Origin of the sequence: Arthrobacter sp. NPDC058288 (assembly GCF_042880995.1) — a bacterium.
Classification (GTDB): domain Bacteria; phylum Actinomycetota; class Actinomycetes; order Actinomycetales; family Micrococcaceae; genus Arthrobacter.
This window is the reverse complement of sequence record NZ_JBHVYH010000008.1, coordinates 189,411-213,592: the sequence shown is the minus strand read 5'-3', so window position 1 is coordinate 213,592 and position 24,182 is coordinate 189,411. Positions and strand designations below refer to the sequence as shown.

Here is a 24,182-nt window from a genome sequence, read left to right as displayed (position 1 = left end):
TAGTCATGGGAAGAATGGTTGTTGTCGGCGGCGAGGTCCAGCGCCGTGGCCTGTTCGGTGGAAACCGGACAGCCCCGGAGTGGATCGGCCTGTCCGCGGCCGTAGGGGCGGCGCTCTTGGTGGTTATGGCCGGCGGCAGCCAGGTTGTCAGCCTGATCATCGCCGCCGTCCTGGTCCTGGCCGGGGTCATCCTGACCACGCCCAACAAGTTCTCCGGACACCGTTCCCTGGGTGCTCTCTTCGTGGAGGCACGACACAAGAAGCTGCGGCGCCGGAACAAGTCCCTGGCTTTCGTCCCGGTCAAGGCCCGTCCCCAGACCCGGATGGTCAAGGCCGGCAAGAACGACAAGCACCGGGCGGACGGGAAGGGCATGATCGAGGTCCCGGTCAGCCATAAGGACAATGCGCCGCTGATGGTGGGCACCGTGCGCCATTTCACGGTGAACACCCCGGAAGGGCCGATGGTGGTCTTCCGGCATCAGGGCAAGATCAAGAAGGCCTACTACACGGTGACCACGGAAATCCTCGGCTCGTCCTCGGCAATCCGGGAGGAGCACCGGAAGGAATCCGGGCATGTGGCCCGCGGCCAGTACCTTGCCCGGCTGGCCCGCCGCCAGTCGCTGGTGACCCATGTGCAATCCCTGGCCCGGGCCGTGCCGATGGACTCAGCGGATCACCTTTTGTGGGTGAAGAAGCGGGTAGCCAGGAACGTTCCCCAGATTCTGCTGGAGTCCTACGGGGCGCTGTGCGAAACGGTGCGGTCCCGGTCCGAGCAGCACCGGACCTATGAGACGTTCCGGATCCCCGGCTCCGGGGCTCTGTTCCGCCGTGCTGACGCCCTCGGTGGCGGGGATGAGGGAATCGGCCAGGCGATCTATCAGGAAGTCCGCTCGGCCATGTCCCAGGCCACGATGATGGGTTCGATCCTTGACTTCCGCCCCCTGGGTGCCCGTGCGATGGCTGCGCTGCTGCGCCACCTTCAGGACCCCGATTTTGACATTGACGACTATGAGGGTGCGGACCTGATGGACTGCTGGCAGCACCTTGATGGCGGGGCCTCGCCGCTGTCTCTGGTCGTGAACAACCACTGGCACGTCCGTACCGGGTACGTGCCGGCGTCGGCGTTCAGCCCCCAGGCCATCCCGGTCGAAGCGCTGGAAGCGGTGATCAGCGGCATCCAGCCGGCCGTGGTGCATTCGGTGTCCATGGTCATGGAACTTGAGGATGCCCGCAGTGCCCGCTCCAAGGCCCGTACCGACGCGGCCATGGACCGGGCGAAGAAGAAGGCCATTGATAAGTCCGGTGTCGTGACCGACGGTTCTGACGATGTTCTGCTGGACGCCTCCCACCAGCGCCTCCTGGACCTAAAGCCCGGATCCGGGCACCAAGGCGCCGCCTACGCGCTGTACATCTCGTTCGCCGTTGAGAACAAGGACGAGATCCTGTCCACCACCGACATCGTTGAGGCCGCCGCTTCCGATGCCGGTATCGAGTTCATTGACTGGATGGACCACCGCAACGACCTTGCCCTGATCACCACCATGCCGTTCACAAGGGGAATCCGATGACCACCACGAACAACGTCAAGCGGTTCAGCCTGCCGTGGGCCGTGACCGGCAAATCCCGCCGGACACTCCGGACGGAGGCACGGGCCGGACAGGTGACCTTGGACGCTGCAGCGGCGCAGACCACGGCCGATGGCCTGGACCGCAACCGTCCGGTATCCAAGTCCGCCGCGAAAAGGGCGGAAAAGAAGGAAGCCAAACGACGGGAGCAGGCGGAATCGACAGCCAACGCCGCCACGCGCTGGCACCACGAGCGTAAGTGGAAATTCGCGTCCCGGCTCGGGTTCTATGACCCGGCCGCACCGGGTGTGGAGTCCTCCACACGGCAAATGGAATTTTCACACATGGCCATCGCGTCCCCTCCGACGTCACACCGCGGGCTGGTGTTCGGGGTGGATGCGGGGTCCGGGTGGATGATCGTGCACGATCCCTTCACCGCTTACGGGGACACCATTGAGTCCCCGAACGTGTGCTACATCGGTGACCTCGGGCAGGCCAAGTCCTCGGCCATGAAAACCTGGGGCGTACTGCGCCAGCTGATCCTGGGCCGTCGCGTCGTCGTGATCGATAAGAAGTACCAGACCGACATCGGCGGCGGCGAATACACGCCTCTGGCCAGAAAGCTTGACGTGGCCCCCGTGCAGTTCCGCATCGGCGGCGGCGGATCCCGGATCAACATCCTGGATCCGGACATCGCTGCCCGCCTGAATGAAGAAGCAAGCGACGGTGACATTTCCACCCCTGCCGGTCAGTCCATGCTCGTCCGCGCCGTCATGGAAGAAGCCCTCCGCCGGCCGATGAGCCCCAAGGAGGGCAAAGCCGTCCGCGTCGCGCACCGCCAGGCCCTGGCCGACGCCAAAGCAGCCGGGGAAATCGCACACATCGGGCACATCCTCAAAGCCCTCTACGCCCCGGCCCCGGAGGTCGCGGAAGCGGCCGGACTATCCGTGGACGAGCTGCGCGAGTGGGGCCAGGACCCGGCCTTTGAACTCGAACGCATGATCGAGGACGACCTGGCCGGCCTCATCGACGGACCCACCAGCGAGAACATCCGGCTCAACAGCGGCCTGACCGTCTTTGACGTCTCCCTGCTCCCGGAGGACGGCCCGGCGCTGCCGATCGTCATGACGATCATCAACACCTGGCTCGCGAACACCCTGTACCGGCAGAGCACACCCGTCCCGACAACGCTCCTGATCGAGGAAGCCTGGCACACCGTGCAGGGCTCGGTGGCCACCGTGACCCGGCGCAACACCAAGCTCTCGCGTGCACTGTCCCTCTCATGCCAGTTCGCGTTCCACCACATCTCCGACATTCCCGAAGACAGCCCGGCCATCGCCATGCTCAAGGAATGCGGAACCGTCCTGCTGTACAAACAGCAGAAGACCGCGGACGCCCTGGCCTGTGAGCAGATGTTCAACCTGCCGCCGGGATCCGCCGTCGTCATCTCCCGACTGGTCAAGGGAACCTGCCTGTTCAAGATCGGCAGCCACGACCCGTTCGAAGCCATCCATATCCGCAGCCCGCTCGAAATTGAACTGACCGACACCGACAGTGCCATGAAATCCGCCAGCACCATCGCCTTCAACGAAGAACTCACCGATTTGGAGGTACCGGCATGAGCAGCAAGACCTCAACAGACACCGCCATGAAAATCGGTCTGGCCGTGATCATCGTGGTGCTGGCAGCCCTGGCCTGGGTCTCGGCGTTCCTTGGCGAAATGCTGACTCCCACTCGGATGCCATGGACGGACTTCGCCGCTCTCTGGGCCAGGATCAAGGCCGGTGAGTTCCTCTGGCCGGGCGCGTCCACGTGGATCCTGATCGTCCTGTCCGTGCTGGCCATTGTTGGTGCCGGGATTCTCAGCGCACTGTTCGGGTCCACGAAGACCCGCGACGACGGGCTGCCCCGCTACAAGGACCTGGAACAGCGGATGGGCAAGAAAGCCGCCCTGGCTAAGGCCAGGCAATCCCTGGAGTTGCCCGCGGAGGCCACCGAGGACGAAATGATCGTGGCGCTGTGCAAGCTCGACGGTCAGACTCTCTACGTACAACATGAGGATTCCATGTGGGTGTTCGCCCCGCAGCGCTCTGGCAAAACACTGTTCCTGGCCGTGGGTATCGTTCTGGACGCACCAGGGGCTGTGATTGCCACGTCCACGAAGAATGACCTGCTGATGCTCACTGCCGTAGCCCGGCAGCGCAAAGGGGAAGTGTCAGTGTTTGACCTTCAGGACATTTCAGGCTGGGACAACACAGTCCGGTGGAACGTCATCGACGGTTGCGAAGATCCGGACGAAGCCCTGGCCCGCGGGAAGGCCTGGGCCGGCGCCCAGCCCATGGGGGATGTGAAAAACGGCGACTTCTTCAACTCCAAAGCAGCAGCCATCCTCGGCCGGTTCCTGCACGCTGCGGCCCTGGGCGGGAAAGGCATCGAGGACGTGGTGAAGTGGACGAACGATTTCTCGAATGCCGAACCGCTGGACATTCTCACCCAGCACAAGGCCCCGGCCGCGTTCACCACGCGGCTGCGGGCGCTGACGGAATCCCGGGCAGGGGAAACGGTTGACTCCATTCAGGAGACACTGGCCGGTCTGCTCGAACCGCTGTCCTCGCCCAAGGCGATGCACATTCTGAGCCCTGCCAAGGGCGAGGGGTTCGATACGGAGGAGTTCCTGGACAAGCCGAACACCATGTACCTACTAACCGACGGTGAACGGTCGCCGGTGGCACCGCTGGTGGCCATGTTCGCTGACTTCATGTTCCGCAAAGCCCAACGCATTTCCCAGAACCTACCCGGCGGCCGGCTATGGCCGGTGCTGACGATGGTCCTGGATGAAGCGCCGAACGTTGCCGCGATCCCGGACATGGCCGGCGCGCTCTCGGACTCCGGCGGCCGCGGGATCCGCATCATCGGGTTCAGCCAGTCATTCGCGCAAAACCGCCAAAGGTGGGGCTCCGAAGCTGCCACGGCCATCCGCGGCACCTCGTCCATCCGGTTGTTCCTGCCGGGGCTGGAAGAACTCGATGAACTCGACAAGATCGCCCGCGCAGCCGGGACCACCCGCAAGGAGCGGGTTTCCACCTCCCAGGGACGGAACGGGTCCTCCCGCACGATCAGCGAAGAAGAACGGCCCGTGATCCGTGGCAGCGAGATTCAGCAGCTGCCGGTGGGGGAAGCGTTCATGCATTACAGCAATGTCGCTCCGGCCAGGGTAACGCTCACACCGTGGTGGGAACGTCCTGATTCCGCGCAGATCAAGGCAGACAAAGCAGCGGCCCAGCAGCTCAAAGACAAAGCTGCCGACCGCCGTCGCGCGGAGGCATCAATCGTATGAGTGAGGATCAGGCAACCGGGCTGGCCGGCATCGAAGAGGTTTTGGTCGAGCACGACGAACGCCTGGTGGACCTCAGCGAATCGGTCGACTCCATGACGGCCGCGGTGAAGAACCTCCTGGCGTCGCCGCCCGCGGCCACGCCAGCGCCGTGGAACTGGCAGGAGCTCGACGGCGAACAGTCCGTGAAGCTCATGGAGGCCCTCAACGAATGGGTCACCTGGATCAACGACCGCTATGGCGTTACTGACAGCTTCCGAATCTACGGCTGCTGGTACCGGCACAGCGCAGTCGTTGAAGAACTCACCGCCACGTGGGTCGCCTGGAAGGCCGCCTACTACGGCCACAAAGACCCCACCACTGATCCCGCGTCGTGGCACGACAGCACGTTCTGGCCCATGATGAAACGGATACGGTCCGAAACCTGGGGACTGAGCAACTGCCACACCGAACACACCGATCCCCGGCCATCGTTCAGGGAATCCACAGATCCCCACTTCACGGATTTCCTGGCCGAGTTGGGAGCCAATGGCGGCCCCGTCCCACCCGGAGACGACGAAACCTCGTTGTGAGGTCCGGAGAGCTTTCCGTCAGGAGGGGAGGCTCTCGCCAGCATGCACGGCGCCGCTGTTTTATCCCCGAGAACGTGCAGGGGTTGGACTACACCCCTGGCCGGGCGGCCGCCGAAATGTGCCACAGCCTGTGGCGCACTTGAGGATCGGCAGGGTGGATGCACGACGTCTTCAGGAATCGACCTGCCGCCGGAGATGTGGAATTGCCGGAGGCCCTGAGGGGACGCGTCACCGACGCCAGGACCCAAGCGCGGCGGGAACCGGTCCTGTCCATACCTGAACGTGACTGAACGACCCGCTTCAGCCCGGACGACCCGGCCTCGGACCAATATGATCGAACGCATGACTGACGCCCGTGACCTCGTCCTTCCCAGCGGCTACACCGACCTCCTCGGCGACCTCAAGAACCGGGTCCGGGCAGCCCGCACTCAGGCGATACGAACCGTCAACACCCAACTCATTGAGCTCTACTGGTCCATCGGCAAAACCATCCTGGAACGCCAGGACGTCGAAGGGTGGGGGACCGGTGTCATGGGCCGGCTGGCTGATGACCTCCGAGCAGAGTTCCCGGACATGAAGGGCCTTTCCCGCCGCAACCTCTTCTACATGCGAGGATTCGCGGCAGCCTGGGCGGAATCAATTGTGCAACAGCCTGTTGCACAATTGCCTTGGGGACATATCACCGTCCTGTTGGACAAAACCGAGACCCCAGAGCAACGGGCCTGGTACGCGTCTGCAGCAGTGGAGTACGGATGGTCCCGAAACGTGCTCCTGAACATGATGATGAACAAGTCCATGGAACGGACCGGGGCAGCGCCCTCGAACTTTATGCAACAGCTTGTTGCACCAGATTCCGAACTCGCCCAACAGTTGGCCAAGGATCCCTACAACTTCGAATTCCTTGGCCTTTCCGGCGAAGTAGCAGAACGCGATCTCGAAACCGCTTTGACGAGCAGGATCACCGAAACCCTGCGGGAACTGGGTCCTGGCTTCGCCTTCGTCGGGCGTCAGGTCCACTTTGACGTCGACGGGGACGACTTCTACGTTGACATGCTATTTTTCAACATTGACCAGTCGAGATACGTAGTCATCGAACTCAAAACCGGCAAATTCCAGCCCGAATACGCCGGCAAACTCAACTTCTACGTCGCCCTCGTCGACGACATGCTCCGGCGCGGCCACCACAACGAAACCATCGGCATCCTCATCTGCGGCACCAAGAACGACCGCAGCGTCCGGTACAGCCTCGGACGCTCCACATCACCCATGGCCGTCGCCGCATACACCTACGACAAGCTTCCCCCGGCAGAGCAGAAGGCACTCCCCAACGAGGGACACATCGTCGCCGCCCTCGAATGGGCCGAACCGGACACAGAGTCAACCGAAAGTGCGACTAAAATGGCCTAGCCGGCCGATAGTTGCCGTCTGCGGCGCTAAATAACTCCGACACTCTCTGGGAGATGTCGGTGCCCTGAATTGTCCAGAGAACTTTGGACAATTCAGCTACAGAGCCATCGGGTCAGTAGAAGTTAGTGCGGTCAACGGGCTACGTCGTGATCGAACTCAAACCGGCAAATTCCAACCCTCAGCTCAATTCCACGCCTGTCTACCGGTGCGAAGGATGTCGCTTTGCTTGACCTGCGATCTTGCTGGGACAGAACGTTCCAGACCCCGGGCATCCTCTTTCGCGGATGTGCCTGCACCGTAGCGGACACAACCTGGTTCGGCGGTCGGATTGACCGCAGGATCTTCGGCGACGCCCAGGAAAATATCGACAGCTCTCGGTGGACGGCTGCGATGTCCAGAGACCCGAGCTCGCCCGTTCCGGCTCCTTTCAGTGACCGGTGCGTGCGTTCAGTCGGTCCAACTCCACCTGTTATCGAGCTATTTCACAAATTAGGCAATTATGGTGCTGGATTTTAAGTTGATTCTGAGTGATAACCTATTCGGCATGGCAAAACGAGTAATAACAATGCTTGAAGACGATCTTGACGGTTCCGAAGCGAACGAAACAATCACTTTTTCCCTTGAAAACGCTGAATATGAGATTGATCTCAATAATGCCCACGCCGACGAACTGCGTGAGGTCATGAGCAGATACACCGCCGTGGCACGAAAGACCGGCGGACGCCCAAAGCCGGCACGGCGCGCCGGCACAGGTGGCGGCGGGGGCTACGATCCCAAGGCGGTCCGTGCATGGGCGATCGAGAATGGTATCCCCGTGAATGCCCGGGGCCGCATTCAGGCTGAAGTGATGGAACGCTACACCGCTGCGCACTAGCGCGTTGTCGTCAGAAGTCCGTACTCCGGGGCAGATAAGCGACCCTGAGCTTGAGTAAATGTGAAAAAATCAGGACCGGAGGCCGATTACTTCCGGTCCTGATTTACTTTCCGCCTGATTCACGGGTTAGTGGGCGGCACGGACATAGGATCCTTGTCGTGCGTGTGTATACCGCGGAAAGAACCCCGCATTCGGGGGGTTGAAAGATTTGTCTCATGATATACGCAGGGCACTACCGTGCGTAATCGCAATTATCAGCGCCGATATTGGCCCGATGTCCTTGGTCCTTGTTCGAGTCAACTAACCGGGAAATCGGAGCCAACGCTTCTCGAGAAGTCGCAGCTGTTCATCCTTAATTGTCTTGAATCCTTTCGCTGCGTAGTCAATGAGTTCTTGGCCGGGAAATTGAATTGCTGTCTTGTGTTCTCTGAAGTCGTTGTGAGACCACGATTTCAAGATGGCTTCGTACGACGCTACTTGGGCGCAGACGGTTAGTAGTTCCCGTGGGATTTCCTCATCGAGCATGAGATCGGCCTTATCCGTTATGACGTCGCGAATCCGCCTGTTAGTTGGCATGAACACCGTTTCCATCCACAACCGCCATGCGGCGGCGTCGACATCAGTCGGCGGGTCATCTTGATCCCAGAACCGACCCGACGGGCGATACTTTGCCCTGAACTCTCTCCAGGTGCGATTGCTTGCGCTGGCCAGCGCGAGAAGAGGCCCGTAGTACTCGGAGAGCTGCCGATCGATACGCGCTAGCCTCGCGGCACGGCTAGCCATCGCCCGGTTTGTGAAATAGGCGCCCGCGATCCCAAAGAGGGCGACGGCCACTGTAATTGTTGGAGCAAGCCAAACAGCACTCTGTGCAGGGTCGGTGGCCGCTGCTGTTGTCCCCAGCGCGGTAAGAACGGACATCATGAACGTGCCCCAGCGATTGACGCTCTGACACTCCCGGGTATCGGGGTATGGAATGGCTGTCCAAAACTGACCTTCATCGTTCGCCCCGATCGTCCGCCCAATAATTACCATCATCTCTGGGTAGTCCGATTCATCATCGGCGCCGCGCGCAGGTCCTGGCAAGCATCCATTGGGCACCTGTAAATAGGGCGCGGAAAAGAGCAGTGAGTTTAGGGCGTTGAGATGTTGCCGGGTTCTTCCGCAACCAGACGTCATTAGGTCCGCGATCAGCGGTTGTCGGGGGAGTGGCAAGCGACTAGACAACTCCCACCGACTGCTTCCCAGCAAGAGCTAAGGTTCATCCACGAGTATTGAACCGAAGCTTCGGTCAACCGCTATTTGACCGGAGCTTCGCCAATGAAGCGGCTTACCTCCTCGGGCTGGGACCGCCGATGCTTTTCCGCAAATATCAAGAGCGGCCTGTTCGGCCTTCGCGGACGCCAGCTTGTCGTAATCACGGCTATCGGCTGCTAGAGCGAACGCACAGACTTCGGCAGTAACAGAGTTTCCGAGATGGCGACCGCAGGCCCCGCCCTCATGGGGACACCGACTCCAGGTCCCTGTGTGAAGTTGGGGTCTGAGAGTTTCTCGACCTTTGTCGGGAAAGCAGAATTGGACCCTATTCTGACGGAACTTCGGCTACCTACCTGCCGTCAGGTTTGGGTGTACTTCATCGGATTCTGAATGGCGAAGCACCAGTCGATACGCTTCGCATCAGGAGCTATCCGCACCAACAAGCGGAAATAGCTAGCAGCCATGATGTACGGCCATCGGCAAGTATGCCTGTCCTCGATCCTTAACTGCTTCCTGGAGTTTGAACTGAGCGCTTGACGGCAATGCGGTTAAAGAAAGTATTCGCCGACAATGTGAGGCGGCCGGACCCGTGGTTGTTCAGATGGTGGGTGACCGTCAGGACCGCTTAGACCGCGACGACCCAGATCGCTTCTGACGCTGACGCGCCCAGATCAATGTCCCGTTCGCGTCCGTGCAGCCGGATAGTGGTGACATCCGCGTATGGCCGGTGTTCCCGGACGGTGAGCTGCGTGTCCGGTGCCAGACCGAGCTCGGTGAAATAGCGCAGCATCCGTGGATCAGCGTCGGAAATGCGCGTGATGGCCACGGTGCCTCCGGTGGCCGCCGACGAGAGCTGCGTCCCCGCCGGCACGTGGGGCACGCCTTCAGGAGAGGGTATGGGATCGCCATGCGGATCCCGTGTCGGGTGGCCGAGTTGTTGGTCAATGCGTTCGATCAGTCTGTCCGAAACGGCGTGTTCGAGGGTCTCGGCCTCGTCGTGGACTTCGTCCCAGCCGTATCCCAGCGCCTCTACCAGGAAGGTTTCCAGGAGCCGGTGCCGTCGGACCATGGCGACGGCGTGCTCGCGCCCCGCATCGGTCAGCTCGATGCTCCCGTACGGGGCATGGGTCACCAGCCCCTGCCGGGCCAGCTTCTTGATCCCCTCCGAGACGGTGGACGGCCTGAGCCCGAGGCGCTCAGCCATGTCCCCGACCGTGATGGGCGAGGGGGACCACTCCGTGGCCGACCAGATCAGTTTGAGGTAGTCCTGGGCGGACGAGGACAAATCGGAGACCGGCATGCCATCAATCGTACCAAGGCCTAGCGGGATGTTAGGCTTAACGAACAATTTAGTTGTCCCAAAGAAGCGAATAGGACTCGGCATGCCGAAAAATCTGTCGGACACGTTACCGAGCAGGCGGTCCATGCTGTCCGGGGCGGCCGCTTTTGCCGCCGTCCCGGCCTTTTCGGTCCTGCAGGCCCAAGCGTCCAGCGAGCATGACCAGCACTCCGGCAATGGTGCCGGGGGAGGGGTATCGGCCCGGCCGGGCTCCGGGGCAGCGCCGTCAGGCGTTGGTACCGGCATCAGCCATGCCGGGCATGCCGGCTTCGCGGGCGGGTCGGTCCTTCCCGAGCGTGCCGGCATCGATCCCACCGCGATCCTGCATGACTTCGATCGGGGCAAGACCAGCACGCTGCCCGACGGCAGGACGCTGCGTGAATGGGACATCGTTGCGGTGGACAAGGAGTTCGAGATCGCCCCCGGCGTGACGTTCCCTGGGTGGAGCTACAACGGCAGGATTCCGGGCCCGACGCTCTGGGCGCAGGAGGGGGATGCTCTGCGGATTCACTTCACCAATGCAGGGGCGCACCCGCACACGATCCACTTCCATGGAATCCACCGCGCGGAGATGGACGGAACTCCCGGCATCGGGGCCGGGTCCATCGCCCCGGGGCAAAGCTTCACGTATGAATTCGATGCCACCCCGTTCGGCACGCACCTGTACCACTGCCACCAGTCACCCCTGGCCCCGCACATCGCCAAGGGTCTTTACGGAGGGTTCATCATCGAACCCAAAGAAGGCCGGCCGAAGGCCGACAACGAGATGGTCATGGTGATGAACGGCTACAACACCGACGGCGGAGACGATAACGAGTTTTATTCGGTGAATGGCCTGCCGTTCCATTTCATGGACTTCCCCGTCCAGGTCAAACAGAACGAGCTCGTGCGGATCCACCTGATCAACGTCCTGGAGTACGACCCGATCAACTCGTTCCACGTGCACGGAAACTTCTTCCACTACTACCCAACGGGGACCATGCTGACGCCCAGCGAATACACGGACACCATCTCCCAGGTCCAAGGCCAGCGCGGCATCGTGGAACTGCGCTTTCCGTACCCCGGTAAGTACATGTTCCACGCCCATAAAACCGAATTCGCGGAGCTTGGCTGGATGGGCTTCTTCGAGGTGAGCGCATCATGAGCCTTGACGAGAAAACTGCCGCGGCACAGGCCGCCGAACCGCACCGCCGGCCCCCTGTACCGCGATGGCTGCTCGGGCTGGGCCCGTTAGTCCTGATCGCTATCGTGCTCGGGCTGTTCTCGCTCCTGAACGCGCCCGGCCTCGCCAAACTCTCCGAGGGTGTGCCGCCCAAGGAAGAAGTCGCCGTCGAGGACATCCGCCTCACGCCCGGCCAGATCGAAATATCAGTCCGGAACGAAGGCCCGGACCCCGTATCGATCGCCCAGATCAACGTCTCGGACTACTACGCCCCCTTCACTCAGACCCGGGAGACCATGGCACCTCTGGAGTCCACCACCCTCACCATCAGCTACCACTGGGTCGAGGGCGATCCCTACGAAGTCGCGCTCGTAACCTCCCTCGGAGGCAAGATCCCGGCCGACATCGACGCCGCAGCCCTCAGCCCGGAACGCGGCACATCCTTCTTTGGACTCATGACGCTCCTGGGGATCTACGTGGGCGTGATCCCGGTAGCCCTCGGAATGCTCTGGATGCCCTTCGTACGCCGGGCCCCCGCAGCCTGGGTCCGGGTCCTGCTCGGGCTCACCGTCGGGCTGCTCGCCTTCCTGGCCATCGACGCGACCCTCGAAGCCGTGGAACTCGTCGCCGGAAACGGCTCCTTCGGTGGCCCCATGGTGGTCTTCCTCGGCGCCGCCACCGCCTACTTGGTCCTGGAAGGCACCGACGCCTGGATGCGCCGGCACCAGAACCTCAGCGCCGCCGGCCAGAAAGCAGCCCTGCCGCCGCAGCGCCTGGCGCTGCTGATTGCCATCGGCATCGGACTGCACAACCTCGGCGAAGGCCTCGCCATCGGATCCGCCTACGCGGTGGGCTCCCTCGCCCTCGGCGCCTCCCTCATCGTCGGGTTCGCCATCCACAACACCACCGAAGGGCTGGCCATCGTCACCCCGCTCGCCAAACAGCCTCCCGGCCTTGCCCGCCTGGCACTGCTGGGGCTCATCGCCGGCGCGCCCGCAGCGGCCGGGGCGCTCATCGGAGCCACCGTCTACCAGCCGGCCCTCGCGGCCTTCCTACTCGGCGTCGGCGCCGGAGCCGTCGCCCAAGTGGCCGTCAAACTCCTGCCCCTGCTCAAAGACCACACCGGTAGGACCTTCACACCCCTCACCAGCGCAGGCATCATCCTGGGACTGGCCGTGATGTTCACCACCGGTCTTCTCGTCCAGGCATAGGCATTCTTTCCTGGCGACACAAACCAGGCGTCCCTGGGTGCACGCGGGTGGGATCCACGACCGCGTACGTTCAGATGATGCGGATCATGAGGCGTGGGATGGAGGGCGGCAGTAACGGGCCGTAGAGGATGCCCGAACACTTCGCAGGGCGAACTCACGAATTATGTCGCTGCAGGTCTCGGTCTCAGGGGCCCGGTCCGGACATAGCCGGGGATCCCCTACGCCCCTCCGCCCGCGGCACCGGCCTCCACAATGGAACTACCCAGCAGAATATTTTTCGGTACGCCTAACTTAACGCTATCCTGGGAATGTTAGTTGCCCTGACGTTGAGGAAACGATGTCTGCTCCCACACTCACGGAACCCACAACCGTAAAGCAGGGCAAGCCCCGCTGGAGATCCCGGCTGCTTCTGATGGGGCCGGCGTTCGTCGCAGCCATCGCCTACGTTGATCCGGGAAACGTCGCGGCCAATCTAACGGCGGGCGCAAATTTCGGCTACCTGCTGGTGTGGGTTCTGGTAGCGGCGAACATCATGGCGGTCCTGGTGCAGTACCAGTCGGCGAAGCTGGGCCTGGCCACAGGGTTGAGCCTGCCCGAGATCCTCGGCAAGCGCCTCGGCCAGCGCAGGCGCAGGCTGTACTGGGTCCAGGCCGAGGTGGTCGCCGGGGCCACCGATATGGCCGAAGTCATCGGCGGCGCCGTGGCCCTGAACCTCCTCTTTGGGCTGCCCCTGCTGGCAGGCGGAATCATCATCGGCCTGGCGTCAATGCTGCTGTTGACGCTTCAGTCGTACCGGGGCCAAAGGTCCTTTGAATTCGCGATCATGATGCTGTTGGCTGTCATCGCTGTCGGATTCGTCTCGGGCCTGTTCGTCAATCCGCCGGAGGCTGGAAGTGTCCTGACAGGCCTGGTGCCGCGCTTCGAGGGAACGGACACGGTCCTGCTGGCTGCGAGCATGCTGGGAGCCACGGTGATGCCGCACGCCATTTACCTGCACTCGGCATTGGCCCGTGACCGGCACGGATTCTCCGCGGACCCGCTCGTGCGGTCCCGGCTCATTCGTGCCACCCGGTTCGACGTCGCGGGCGCGCTGATGCTCGCCGGAGTCGTGAACATCGCGATGCTGCTGCTGGCCGCCTCCAGCCTGCGCGGCATCGAAGGCACCGACACCATCGCCGGAGCCCATGCCGCAGTCACCTCTGCGTTGGGTCCCGTCATCGGGGTAATCTTCGCCATCGGCCTGCTGGCCTCAGGCCTGGCCTCCACCTCCGTAGGCTGCTACGCCGGTGCGACCATCATGGGCGGACTGTTGAAGGTTCGCGTGCCGCTCCTGGCCCGCAGGGTCATCACCCTGATCCCGGCCCTGGCCATCCTGGCAGCCGGCATCGAACCCACGCTCGCTTTGGTCCTGAGCCAGGTCCTGCTTAGCTTCGGCATACCTTTTGCCTTGATTCCTCTGATCCGGCTCACCGGCAAACGCGAGGTCATGGGTATCCACACTGACTCCAAAGCACTCAAAATCGCCGGATGGACCAGCGCAACACTGATCGTTGGCCTCAACTGCGTCCTCATTGTGCTGACAGTCATGGGCCGGGCCTAGTACTACAGTCGCGTTTATGGGGTGTGGCCGCGGGTCTTGTAATGACAGTTTCGGGCGCGGTGTTGGTGTTTTCGTCGCCAGGTTGAGTGTTTCAGGACGTGTTTCGGGCTGGTGGTGCGGTGCCAGACGAGCCGGACGAGCAGCCGCCTGATTTCGGGCAGTGAGAGTCGGATCAGTTCTCCGTCTCCGGCGCCAGGGCCCCTTTTTTGGAGCGGATCACGGTCAGGAAGGCCTGGGCGAACATGGAGAGGGTGATGTGCCGGTACCAGCCGGTGTATTGGCGGACCTGGTAGTGGTCCAGTCCGGTTTCGCCTTTAGAGGTTTGGAAGGTTTCCTCGATCGCCCAGCGGGCGCCGGCGATCCGCACCAGCTCGGCCAGTGAGACCCGGTTGGGGCCGTGGCAGATGTAGTAGGCCAGGTCGGTCGGGTCTTTCAGGGAGCGGCGGGCCAGCAGCCAGTGTTCGCCGGTTTCGGCGGGCCCGTTGATGCGGGTCCGCGCCCAGGCGTATCGGCGGTCGCCTTTGGTTCCTGCCCCGGCGGTGCGGGTCCGCCAGGCATTGGGGCGCAGGGAGGCGATGAGTTTATCCGCGCGCCATTGTTCGCCTGGCCAGGCGGTGGGGGCGATGATGTTTTGGTTCATGGGAACGGCCAGCACGTAGTGCAAACCTCTGGCTTCCAGGCGGCGGCGCAGCCCAGAATGCTGTCCGTAGACCGCGTCCCCGGTGGCCCAGCGGGCCGGGATCCCGGCATCCAGGACGCGGTCGATCATGTCTGCGGCCAGGACCGGTTTCGTGCCGAATTACCTGGTTTTGGGGATCCCGGCCCGGGCGCATCTTTCCCGGTCGTCGGCCCAGGCTTTGGGCAGGTAGAGTTCCCGGTCCAGCAGGCTGCGCCCGGCCGGTGCGGAGTATGTCAGGAACACTCCGATCTGGCAGTTCTCCACCCGCCCGGCGGTGCCAGAATACTGGCGTGCGACCCCGGCCGAGGCGGCGCCCTTCTTGAGGAATCCGGTCTCGTCGATGATCAGGATCCCGCCGGGATCGCCGAGGTGGCGGTTGACGTAAGTGAACAGGACATCCCGCACAGCATCCGGGTCCCAGTCGGTGGTCGAGAGCAGGCGTTGCATGCCATCCGGAGTGCCGTGCCCGGCGCGTTCAGACAGGGTTCAGGAGTTCTTGCGTTCCTCATCCGAGAGCAGTCCGCGCACATACCCCACAGCATTCCGCCGTGGCTCGGACCGGGCAAACCGCGACCCAATCAGCTCCCCGATTTCTTCCAGACCCTCGGCCCACTCTTCTACGTCCGCCACACAAATATCATCACTCACCACCAACGATTAACAGGCCACGAGTGGAAAGTCCGGTTAAAACGCCGATACGGCACAAAATAACCGCGACTGTAGTACTAGCCCCGGGCTTCACTAGGCGACCGGATTCAGTATCCGGCCGTTACCTGGATGTGACATTTGGGTGTGATTCAGGCTAGGGTTTGACGGTGCCCGTTGTCTCCGATCCGGGTACTCCCGAGCTGATTGCCTAACTCTGCCGCGGTCCGGGATCCGTTCGTAATCATCCGGCAGAGACGGGGAAACCACTTTCCGGCCTGATCGCTTGAGCAGGCCTTGGGGTGAAGCCGCACAACGCCTGCACCATGCAGCGGGTTCTGCGGCCGGGTGTCTCCCATCCGAATCCGACAGCTCACCTCGCAGGCATTGGGAGAGGCTTCCGTCATGTCTTCACGCACAACCATGCCCCGGCACCGCGCGGGCACAACCCCTACCCGCCGACTCGCGGCCATTTCCTCCACCGTCGCCGGTAACGCCGGCCTGATGGGCCGGCAGGCCGCCGTCATTGCGGCAGCCTCCGGTCTTGTTCTGACCAGCGGGCTGGCCGCCAACGCCGCCGAAGCCCCCATGCAGCGCGACTCCGCCCCCTCCTCGACCCTTGAAGTGAAAGGTCAGGTCGCCGCTCCGGTCAGCGCCGATTCCAGTGTCCGGATCTCCTTCGAACGCCCCGAGGTCAGCACTGCCCCGGCACCGGTCATCGAACAGCCTGAACCGGCAACCCCCGCCGCGGCTCCCGTCGCGCAGGCGCCGGCAACCCCTGCAGTATCGGTGCAGGTCCAGTCCGCCCCCGCCCCTGCCAAGGCGGCCGGCGGCGTCAATGCGGCGATGGTCTCAGCGGCCTACGCGCAGCTGGGAATCACCCAGGACTGCACGGCGATGGTGGAAAAGGCTCTGGGCGCAGCCGGCATCCCGGTCGGCGACCTCGGCCCGATGCAGTTCATGAACTACGGCAAGGTCGTTGGCGATCCCCAGCCCGGGGACATGGTGGTCCAGTCCGGTCACGTCGGCATTTACGTCGGCGACGGCCAGGTGCTCAGCGGCGGCATGAATGGCGTCAACGCCACCGTCGTGCACCCACTGTCCTGGCTGACCGCCACAGGACCCGTCACGTTCGTCCGCGCGGGCGCCTGACAGTAAAGGCTAGAGGCCGGTGATCTGCTGCCTTGGGGGCGGCTGATCACCGGCCTTTAGCGCATCATGAACCGCTAGCAGGCGGGGCTACGTCCTTGGGGCCGCTTCGCCTGGTCACGTGCCGTCCGGGGCTACGTGGCGGGATCCCGTCAATCCACCGATTCCTGTACTGTTTTGAGGGCGGCGAAGAGCCCGTGCCGAACCAATCGGTCTCTGCATCGCACGGGGCCACTCCGGCGCAACAGGCTTAGACGAGAAAACAGGAAACAAATGACAGCGGAGAACACCACACCGGATCCGGCGCAGGCAACTGCTGTGCCGGGCCCGCCAGCAACGATGCCGCTTGGCGCGCGGCGGCTGATCATGATCGGCGGACTCTGCGTCCCCGTCGGTCTGGTGGCCGGACCGTATCTGCTCGGCGCCCAGCTCTTGGCCGTCGCGGGTGTCGTCCTGGTGGCCGTTGCCCTTTCCTACAGCGCACAGGCTCCCTGGTTCTCACGCCTGTCCTGGGTTGTCAGCGCTGCAGGTGCGCTCTGGCTGGCCGCAACGGCCGCTTACTGGGGGTCCATCGTTGCCGCCGCGGACTCATCAGCACCGGCGCCCGGCTTCGCCCCCGCCCTGTTCAACGCCGGCACCGGGTCTTTCATAGTCATGGCCTGCGCTGCCGCGGCGGCCGTGGCGCTGCGGATGGTGCGTGCCCGACGTCGGGCCGTCCGGACCACCTGACGCCCGATCCCGGACGCGACTGGTTGAACCAGACCTTGTGCGGGCCTGACCCTGGCGGCGCGGCTCCGTGCAGCCAGGGTCAGGGGCAACCGCCCGGTCAGGTCAGGCTCGGCCCTTCCTGTTCCGGCGGCGCACGAGCAGGGTCGCACCAACACCCGCGGCAAGAAGCACCGCTGCAATCCCCACAGTCAGCGGGGCGTTCTCGTCGTTCGGTGGCCTGAAACGCTCCTGATCAGGTACGGTGCCCGTATCCGTTGTCTGCGGGGCTGGCGTAGGCGCCGGTAAGGGGCTGACGGCACCGCCGGCCGGAGTCCGGACGGTGAAGGAATATGCTCCTTCGATCGGGTGACCGTCGGAGGAGACGGCACGCCACAACACCCTGTAGGTTCCGGCGGTCCCGGCGGACACGGTGGTCGAGAGCGTCGGACCGTAAACGGTCACCTTGCCGTCGCTGACGGTCTTCCCGGCGCCATCGGTGACGGCGATGGTGCTCAGGATCAGGTTCTTGGAATCCGTCGGCGGCTCCGACAAGGTCAGGGACACTGTCTCGGGTGCGGAGGCCACGATGGCGTCCTGTGCCGGTTCCGTGGACGAGAGCGCGTCGTGCGCTGTGGCCGGTGAGGCCGTCACGGCAGGAATCATGAGCATGGCTGCGGCTGCCAGCCATAGCCGGGTGGTGAACTTGGAATGTGTTGGCATCTGGGGTGGTGTTCTTCCGTGGGAGCTGTGGGGGTTGCAGGAGATATGCATCACCGCATGGGGGCCAGGGATCGATCCTGCGTCCGGGTCTGAGCCGCAGGATTCAACGGCTCGTCGGCGTCCGGCGATCCTGACCACGCGGTCAGATGAGAGCTTCCACGGGCGGTCCGCGCAGCGGGGGCCGCCGCAGCACCCCCCATCTGTACGTCAAAACCTGGCGCAGGAACGGCCGGGGCTGGCGCGCCACCACCAGCATCCGGACCGCGAAGAGACCCGCCAGCGGGCGAAGCAAGGCCGCCAGGGCCCAGAGTGCGGCCTCGCCCCTTTCCAGCAGCACCGCGGTGAGCAGTGTTGCGATCAGATGAAGCGCCAGCATGACGGGCTCACCGCCGGCCTGGAGGTGCTGGTGCATTTCCGGTACGGCAAAAGGTCCCGGCACCGCTCCGTGGACATGGAGAGCGGGTCCGGCCGACGGCAGTGTCGCTGGTCCGGACAGGGCAGAAAATGCCTCGTGCAGGATTCCCTGCCCGGCTATCAGAACCGCCGCCAGGGAAGGGGCGTTCATTTTGCCTTTGGTCAGACGAACGATGCAAAGCACTGTCAGGGCCGTGACGGCGGCCAGGACCGGTGTAGGCGGAAGCGTCCCGCCGCCGAGGACGTGGGCCCCGACAGCCAGGCAAAGGACTGCCGCGGCGACGACGGCTGTGCGCAGCAGCCGGAACGGCGCACGCTGAGAGGTCATGGTGCGCAGCTCCTTTCCTGCAAATTTCCCCAGCCGGTTATTTGCGATTCCGGGACCGGCAGAGGAGCGTGCCCCTGTTATTTGACGGCGTCGGTCAGTTTCTGCCGGAAGTCGTCTTCGGTGTTCAGGGTCAGCTTTTCGCCGTTGAGGAAGAACGTTGGGGTGCCGGTCACTCCCAGGGCCTTGCCGTCCGCGACGTCTTTGCGGATCCGCTCGATGGTTTTGTCATCGGCCACGGCGGCGTCGTACGCGGTCATGTCCAGTCCCAGTTCCTGGGCGTAGGTCCGGAACAGGGGCGCCTGGGAGTCCTGCATTTCGCCCCACTGCGCCTGGGTTTCGAACATCTTCGCGTACATTTCCTCGTATTTGCCCTGTTGCGCGGCTGATTCCACGGCCAGGGCTGCCGTACCGGAGTTCCGGTGTCCCGGGAGCGGGAAGTAGCGGTTGACGAAGGTGATCCGGTCCCCGAATTCCTTCTTCAGTTCCGCCACCAGAGGCTCCGCGGCGCGGCAGGACTCGCATTCGAAGTCCAGGAATTCCACCAGCTGCGCCTTCTCGGTCGCCGGGGAGGTGACGCGGTGGCTGTCCTCGCGGACCAGTTGCGCGTCCGCTGCCGGCTGCACCGCCGGAGGGGCGGGTTTGACCGCGGTGAAGACCGCGTACCAGATCACGCCGGCTGCGACGATGACTCCAAGAAGGATCCAGATGACCACCCGGACTTTCTTTGCCGGGTCGGTGGGGGTGGGGGCTGAACGTGTGGGTGTCTGTGTCATCAGTGCGGCATGCTTTCCTGGTCGCGGTGGGCGGCGGGTTCGATCTGGAAGGTGGAATGTTCGACGCTGACGTCGAAGTGTTCGGCCACGCATTGCTGCAGGTCCGCCAGGATGGTGGCGGCGTGGCCGTCGGTCATGCAGGTGTCTTCGACGGTGACGTGGGCGGAGAGGATCGGTGTCCCGGAGGCGACGAGGGAGGCGTGCAGGTCGTGGACGTCGATGACGTGGGGCAGTGCCAGGATGTGTTCGCGGACCTTGGCCATGTCCAGGCCCTGGGGGGCGTTTTCCATCAGCACGTTGACGGTGTCGCGGAGCAGCTTGAGGGTCCGTGGGATGATCAGCGCACCGATCAGCAGGGACACGACGGCGTCGGCCTGGACCCAGCCGGTAACGGCGATGATGATCGCCGCAACGATGACGGCCACGGAACCCAGGGCGTCATTGAGAACCTCCAGGAACGCGGCCTTCATGTTGAAGTTGTGGTTCCGGCCAGAGGCCAGCACGATCAGGCCCACGGCGTTGCCGGCCAGACCGATGATCCCGAACCACAGCATGGCGGGTCCGGCAATTTCAGGTGGCTCGAAGAGCCGCCGAATCCCTTCGAAGATGACGAAGCCGCCGACTCCGAGCAGCAGGGCCGCTTGGCCGGCTGCGGCGATGATTTCGGCGCGCTTGTAGCCCCAGGTCCGCTTGAGCGTGGCGGGTTTCAGCGCCAGCGACGCGGCGATGAGCGCGATGAGCAGCCCGGTCGAGTCGGTGAACATGTGGCCGGCGTCGGCCAGCAGCGCCAGACTGCCGGTGAAGACCGATCCGATGATTTCCGCGACCATCACAGTGAAGGTGATAGCGAAGACGATGATCAGTTTACTGCGCTGGCTTGTGCCGGCGGCGACACCGTGGTCGTGGCCGCTCATGGGCGTACCTCCAGGGTAGAGGGTTCAGTCGGGGCAGCCGGACGGTTGGCCTGGCAGCCGGGTACGGCCGCGACCATGCCGCAACCGCCCATGCAGGCCAGATCAGTGGACAGGATCTGCCCGGTGGCACCGATCTGCCCGGCCAGGTCAGCCGCGGATGCCGGTTCGTTGCGCAGTCCCATCAGGATCTCAGCCCGTATCGGGTCGGATAGTGCCTTGCCGAAGCGGGCCAGGGCATCGGTGGTTGAGCGGATACGCATACCGGAAATGATACATAGGTCCGTGGATTCAGAGTTCTCTGTATTAAAAGCGGGTGGGGTGCGGGGCAGCGGGAGCGTGAGTCAGTCATGGTCGCGGTGACCGTGGGAGGGGGCCCGGCGTTGGTCGAGCCGGGTGAGCATGGCGTTGTAGGCGTCGAGGTCTGCGTCGTTGTTTCGGTCCGCGGCCCTGTCGGTCCTGCGCATTTCCCGTGCGTCGGAGCGGGACCACATGACGGCGACGCCGATAGCGATCAGGAGAGTGGGGATTTCTCCGATGCCCCAGGTGATGGCCCCGGCCATCTGCTGGTCCTCCAGGGCGGGAAGACCCCAGTCTCGGCCCAACCCGGTGAACCAGTCCGGCTGGATCAGGGTAGTGGAGCCCATGAGCGTGACTCCGAAGAATGCGTGGAAGGCCATAGTGGCCAGGAGCAGCAGCAGCCGCAGCGGGTAGGGCGCCCGCCGCGGCACCGGGTCAGTGCCGACCATGGAGAGGATGAAAAGGTATCCTGTGATCACGAAATGGACGGTCATGAGTTCGTGTCCGGCGTGCTCGCGCAGGGCGAAGCCGAAGGCGTCCGAGTAGTAGAACAGCACAATGGAGCCTGCGAAGTTCGCCGCGACAAACAACGGGTGCGTCAGGACTGCGGCCGCGCGGGAATGTGCCAGAACCATGATCCATTCGCGAGGTCCGCGCGAGCCGTCATGCCGCGGGGCCAGTGCCCTGAGCGCCAGCGTGACCGGGGAGCCGAGGACCAGAAAGACCGGAACGATCATGGTCAGTGCCATGTGATCAAGCATGTGGGCGCTGAACAGCACCCGTCCGTACACGGAGGGTCCGCCGGAGGTGAAGAAGACCAGCGAGGCCAGGCCTGTGAGCCACAACGCGCTCCGGACCGGCGGCCAGTTGTCCCCGCGCCGCCGCAGGACCCGGGCCGCCCGAAGGTACAGATACGCAGCGGTCACCGCGAAGGCGATCCAGAGCCAGTCCGGACGCCAGACCGTGAACCACCGCTCCATGGTGAGTTCCGGAGGCAGGAGGTAGCCGGTGAGGATTTCCGCAGGGGTCAGGGCGGGGCGGATCTCCTCCCCGCCCGGAGGCGGCGTCCGACTCAGGGCCGCGGCGAGACCGCTGGCGGCGCCCATGATCAGCAGTTCGGCGACAATGAGCCGCCACAGCAGCCTGCCGGCCTGCCCGGTCTGCGCTTTGACGGCCAGTGCGGGGATCAGCTTCCTCCGGTGAACGAAACCAAGGACGCCCAGCACGGCGGCGGCGGCCGTCTTGGCCAAGAGCAGGACGCCGTACGGGGAGGCGAGGCCCGCCGGGAGATCGATGCGGATGAGGGCGTTGATAATTCCGGACGCGACCACGAGCGCGAAGGCGAAGCCGGCCAATGTGGAAAACCGTCCTGCGACGGCGGCAGTGTCCTTGCCGAACGCCGTCCCGCCGACGGCCAAGGCGATGAGCCCGCCGAACCAGAGGCACACGCCGATAAGATGCAGGCCCAGGGAGTTGATGGCCTGTTCGTGGTCATTACTGCTGGCGGCGTGGCCGATCAGGATCATCGGAAGCAGTCCGGCGCAGGACAGCACCGCGGTGGCGGCCAGCTCGGCAGGGGAGCGGACGGCAAAAGTCAGGGTGGCGACGGTGGCGGCAATGATGACTATCCATAGCCACGCGGTGCCGGTGGGCAGCTCAGTCACATAGGAAACCAGTTGGGAGGCGAATTCCGGGCTGCCCGTCACCGGCACGCCGGCAATGTCAGCGAAACTGAAAACCAGCACCGCCATTGCCGAAAGCGTCCAGAGGACGCTGGCGACGGAAGCCAGGGCTAAAATTCTGCTGAACGCAGGATGCTCATCGGCTTCCCCGGCGGGCGATCCCGACCGGACACGACTTTTCCGCCCCCGGGCAGACAGCCACGGCGGGATGATGAACGCGGCAAAGACCAGGGCGCCGATTGTGGCGGCTGCCGCCATGTTCTGCACGGTCTGGGCCACACCGTAGCCCCATCGGACTACAGCGCCGGGATCTCGGGTCTCGGCCGGCAATGTTCCCCTGCCGTAGGCAGTGGCCGCCACGACGACCACCACTGCGATCAGACCGGCAACGGCCAGCGACCGCAGTTTCGGCGACACCGCCGGAGCCTCGAGAGGCGCGGGAGCCTTTACAGCCACAATGAATCCTTCGACGTGGTCTTCAACCTGCCCACGAGACGCGGGGGCCACGCAGCAGGTGCGTCGGTGCAGTCCGGCGCCATACAAGATTATCTGTCGAACTATTCAGATAATAATCGGTGGTGCCCGACAGGGTCTCCGGTAACCGGAACGAGGGTCGCGAGGACATGCGCAGGGCCAGACGGGTTGGGCCATGGCCGCCAGGATTCCGCCGTCGCTGACATTGACCTTCGGCCCGTTTACAGGCCTGAGGTGCCGGCGAACACGTGGATGAAAGCGAAGAAGATCGTCGCGATGGCGGCCACGTAGAGCAGGGCCGTGACGATCCAGCCCGAGTCGCCCAGGATCTTTGCCGTGCCCGCGGGAACCCTGAACACGCCGTGCGTGACATTCCTGATGGTGACCCAGATAAAGAGCGGGATCATGGCCGCCCAGACAATCATGCACAACGGGCAGAGGATGTGGATGGAGTACAGGGCCTGGGACCACAGCCACACCACGAAAGTGAAGCCCAGCGTCACACCGGTCTGCAGGCCAAGCCAGTACCATCGGGCAAACTTCGCACCTGAGAGGACGGCCGTTCCAGTGGTGATGATGACGGCGAACGCCACGATGCCGATGAACATGTTCGGGAAGCCAAAGACGGAACTTTGCCAGGTCTGCATGACCGCGCCGCAGGAGATCCAGGGGTTGATGTCACAGGCGGTTTTGTAGCCCGGGTCTTTGAGCACTTCGAGTTTTTCCAGGACCAGAGCACCGGAGGCAAACCAGCCGATGACGCCGGTTATGACCATGAGCCAGCCGAATGGCTTGTCACGCGTCATGGGGGGCTGCTGCTCGTGCTCCTGCTCCTGCTCCTGCTCCTGGGGGGCGGGATACCCGTAGGCGGCGGCGAACATCGTGTTCCCGGTGGAACTGGAGCTGCTGGTCATTGGGTTTGTTGTCCTAGGTTCGTGTTTGCTTGTTATGGATCTGAGGTGACCAGAAGGGACCCCCGGGACTCGGGATACGTCACCGGTGCGGTCCTCCCGCCGACACTCTGTTATTTTGCATCCGCGGCAGGCCCGGGGCATTTTCATCGGTGGGGTCTTGGTGATTC

At 63.7% G+C, this 24,182-nt stretch carries 20 protein-coding genes, 1 pseudogene and 1 riboswitch; of the genes and pseudogenes, 11 read left to right on the top strand and 10 right to left on the bottom strand.

What is annotated here, in order from left to right:
- The first annotated feature begins 5 nt into the window (after nt 1-5).
- The 6 genes from ACFVWT_RS19220 (at nt 6) to ACFVWT_RS19195 (ending at nt 7,752) form a co-directional block, all read left to right on the top strand.
- Nucleotides 6-1,568 (top strand): hypothetical protein, encoded by a 1,563-nt coding sequence (locus ACFVWT_RS19220; RefSeq protein WP_390250632.1) that lies wholly within the window; start codon nt 6-8, stop codon nt 1,566-1,568.
- Complete coding sequence (locus tag ACFVWT_RS19215) at nt 1,565-3,187, top strand: ATP/GTP-binding protein (protein ID WP_390250630.1); 1,623 nt, start codon at nt 1,565-1,567, stop codon at nt 3,185-3,187. Before ACFVWT_RS19220 ends, ACFVWT_RS19215 begins: the two co-directional genes overlap by 4 nt.
- Nucleotides 3,184-4,902 (top strand): type IV secretory system conjugative DNA transfer family protein, encoded by a 1,719-nt coding sequence (locus ACFVWT_RS19210; protein WP_390250628.1) that lies wholly within the window; start codon nt 3,184-3,186, stop codon nt 4,900-4,902. Before ACFVWT_RS19215 ends, ACFVWT_RS19210 begins: the two co-directional genes overlap by 4 nt.
- Nucleotides 4,899-5,471 carry a DUF4913 domain-containing protein gene (locus tag ACFVWT_RS19205; protein WP_390250626.1) on the top strand — a complete coding sequence of 191 codons (573 nt, stop codon included), beginning with the start codon at nt 4,899-4,901 and terminating at the stop codon, nt 5,469-5,471. Before ACFVWT_RS19210 ends, ACFVWT_RS19205 begins: the two co-directional genes overlap by 4 nt.
- A gap of 342 nt (nt 5,472-5,813) precedes the next feature.
- Complete coding sequence (locus ACFVWT_RS19200) at nt 5,814-6,878, top strand: YhcG family protein (RefSeq protein ID WP_390250624.1); 1,065 nt, start codon at nt 5,814-5,816, stop codon at nt 6,876-6,878.
- Nucleotides 6,879-7,377: 499 nt separating this feature from the next.
- On the top strand, nt 7,378-7,752 hold the full coding sequence (locus ACFVWT_RS19195) for an Lsr2 family protein (protein WP_390250622.1): 375 nt from the start codon (nt 7,378-7,380) through the stop codon (nt 7,750-7,752).
- A gap of 300 nt (nt 7,753-8,052) precedes the next feature.
- Here the strand turns inward: ACFVWT_RS19195 and ACFVWT_RS19190 are convergent, their stop codons facing one another.
- Together ACFVWT_RS19190 and ACFVWT_RS19185 are read right to left on the bottom strand one after the other, a co-directional pair.
- Nucleotides 8,053-8,787, bottom strand: coding sequence for a hypothetical protein (locus ACFVWT_RS19190; RefSeq protein WP_390250620.1), 735 nt, complete (start codon nt 8,785-8,787; stop codon nt 8,053-8,055).
- Nucleotides 8,788-9,631: 844 nt separating this feature from the next.
- Nucleotides 9,632-10,306 carry a metal-dependent transcriptional regulator gene (locus ACFVWT_RS19185; protein WP_390250618.1) on the bottom strand — a complete coding sequence of 225 codons (675 nt, stop codon included), beginning with the start codon at nt 10,304-10,306 and terminating at the stop codon, nt 9,632-9,634.
- A gap of 82 nt (nt 10,307-10,388) precedes the next feature.
- On the opposite strand from ACFVWT_RS19185, the gene ACFVWT_RS19180 reads away from it, so the two are divergent.
- The 3 genes from ACFVWT_RS19180 to ACFVWT_RS19170 all read left to right on the top strand — a co-directional run bounded on the left by ACFVWT_RS19180 (nt 10,389) and on the right by ACFVWT_RS19170 (nt 14,318).
- A complete protein-coding gene (locus ACFVWT_RS19180; protein ID WP_390250616.1) occupies nt 10,389-11,489 on the top strand; it encodes a multicopper oxidase domain-containing protein in 1,101 nt (366 codons plus the stop codon).
- Nucleotides 11,486-12,718: a ZIP family metal transporter gene (locus ACFVWT_RS19175; RefSeq protein WP_390250614.1), complete on the top strand. Its 1,233-nt coding sequence runs from the start codon at nt 11,486-11,488 to the stop codon at nt 12,716-12,718. Before ACFVWT_RS19180 ends, ACFVWT_RS19175 begins: the two co-directional genes overlap by 4 nt.
- 337 nt (nt 12,719-13,055) lie before the next feature.
- On the top strand, nt 13,056-14,318 hold the full coding sequence (locus ACFVWT_RS19170; protein WP_390250612.1) for an Nramp family divalent metal transporter: 1,263 nt from the start codon (nt 13,056-13,058) through the stop codon (nt 14,316-14,318).
- A 172-nt stretch (nt 14,319-14,490) separates the two neighbouring features.
- Here the strand turns inward: ACFVWT_RS19170 and ACFVWT_RS19165 are convergent.
- Nucleotides 14,491-15,633, bottom strand: a pseudogene (locus tag ACFVWT_RS19165) (IS701 family transposase).
- A gap of 207 nt (nt 15,634-15,840) precedes the next feature.
- Nucleotides 15,841-16,043, top strand: a riboswitch (cyclic di-AMP (ydaO/yuaA leader).
- A 4-nt stretch (nt 16,044-16,047) separates the two neighbouring features.
- On the opposite strand from ACFVWT_RS19165, the gene ACFVWT_RS19160 reads away from it, so the two are divergent.
- Nucleotides 16,048-16,794, top strand: coding sequence for an NlpC/P60 family protein (locus ACFVWT_RS19160; RefSeq protein WP_390250610.1), 747 nt, complete (start codon nt 16,048-16,050; stop codon nt 16,792-16,794).
- A 270-nt stretch (nt 16,795-17,064) separates the two neighbouring features.
- Entirely contained in the window at nt 17,065-17,520 is a 456-nt protein-coding gene (locus ACFVWT_RS19155; protein WP_390250608.1) for a hypothetical protein, read from the top strand.
- A gap of 102 nt (nt 17,521-17,622) precedes the next feature.
- Here the strand turns inward: ACFVWT_RS19155 and ACFVWT_RS19150 are convergent, their stop codons facing one another.
- The 7 genes from ACFVWT_RS19150 to ACFVWT_RS19120 all read right to left on the bottom strand — a co-directional run bounded on the left by ACFVWT_RS19150 (nt 17,623) and on the right by ACFVWT_RS19120 (nt 24,015).
- Nucleotides 17,623-18,219 carry a copper resistance protein CopC gene (locus tag ACFVWT_RS19150; RefSeq protein WP_390250606.1) on the bottom strand — a complete coding sequence of 199 codons (597 nt, stop codon included), beginning with the start codon at nt 18,217-18,219 and terminating at the stop codon, nt 17,623-17,625.
- A gap of 142 nt (nt 18,220-18,361) precedes the next feature.
- Nucleotides 18,362-18,961 carry a hypothetical protein gene (locus ACFVWT_RS19145; RefSeq protein WP_390250604.1) on the bottom strand — a complete coding sequence of 200 codons (600 nt, stop codon included), beginning with the start codon at nt 18,959-18,961 and terminating at the stop codon, nt 18,362-18,364.
- Between the two features lie 77 nt (nt 18,962-19,038).
- A complete protein-coding gene (locus tag ACFVWT_RS19140) occupies nt 19,039-19,734 on the bottom strand; it encodes a DsbA family protein (protein WP_390250601.1) in 696 nt (231 codons plus the stop codon).
- Nucleotides 19,734-20,648 (bottom strand): cation diffusion facilitator family transporter, encoded by a 915-nt coding sequence (locus ACFVWT_RS19135; protein ID WP_390250599.1) that lies wholly within the window; start codon nt 20,646-20,648, stop codon nt 19,734-19,736. Before ACFVWT_RS19135 ends, ACFVWT_RS19140 begins: the two co-directional genes overlap by 1 nt.
- On the bottom strand, nt 20,645-20,908 hold the full coding sequence (locus ACFVWT_RS19130) for an ArsR/SmtB family transcription factor (RefSeq protein WP_390250597.1): 264 nt from the start codon (nt 20,906-20,908) through the stop codon (nt 20,645-20,647). Before ACFVWT_RS19130 ends, ACFVWT_RS19135 begins: the two co-directional genes overlap by 4 nt.
- A gap of 81 nt (nt 20,909-20,989) precedes the next feature.
- Entirely contained in the window at nt 20,990-23,083 is a 2,094-nt protein-coding gene (locus ACFVWT_RS19125; protein ID WP_390250595.1) for a cytochrome c oxidase assembly protein, read from the bottom strand.
- Nucleotides 23,084-23,322: 239 nt separating this feature from the next.
- Nucleotides 23,323-24,015 carry a vitamin K epoxide reductase family protein gene (locus ACFVWT_RS19120; RefSeq protein WP_390250593.1) on the bottom strand — a complete coding sequence of 231 codons (693 nt, stop codon included), beginning with the start codon at nt 24,013-24,015 and terminating at the stop codon, nt 23,323-23,325.
- Between the last annotated feature and the right edge of the window lie 167 nt (nt 24,016-24,182).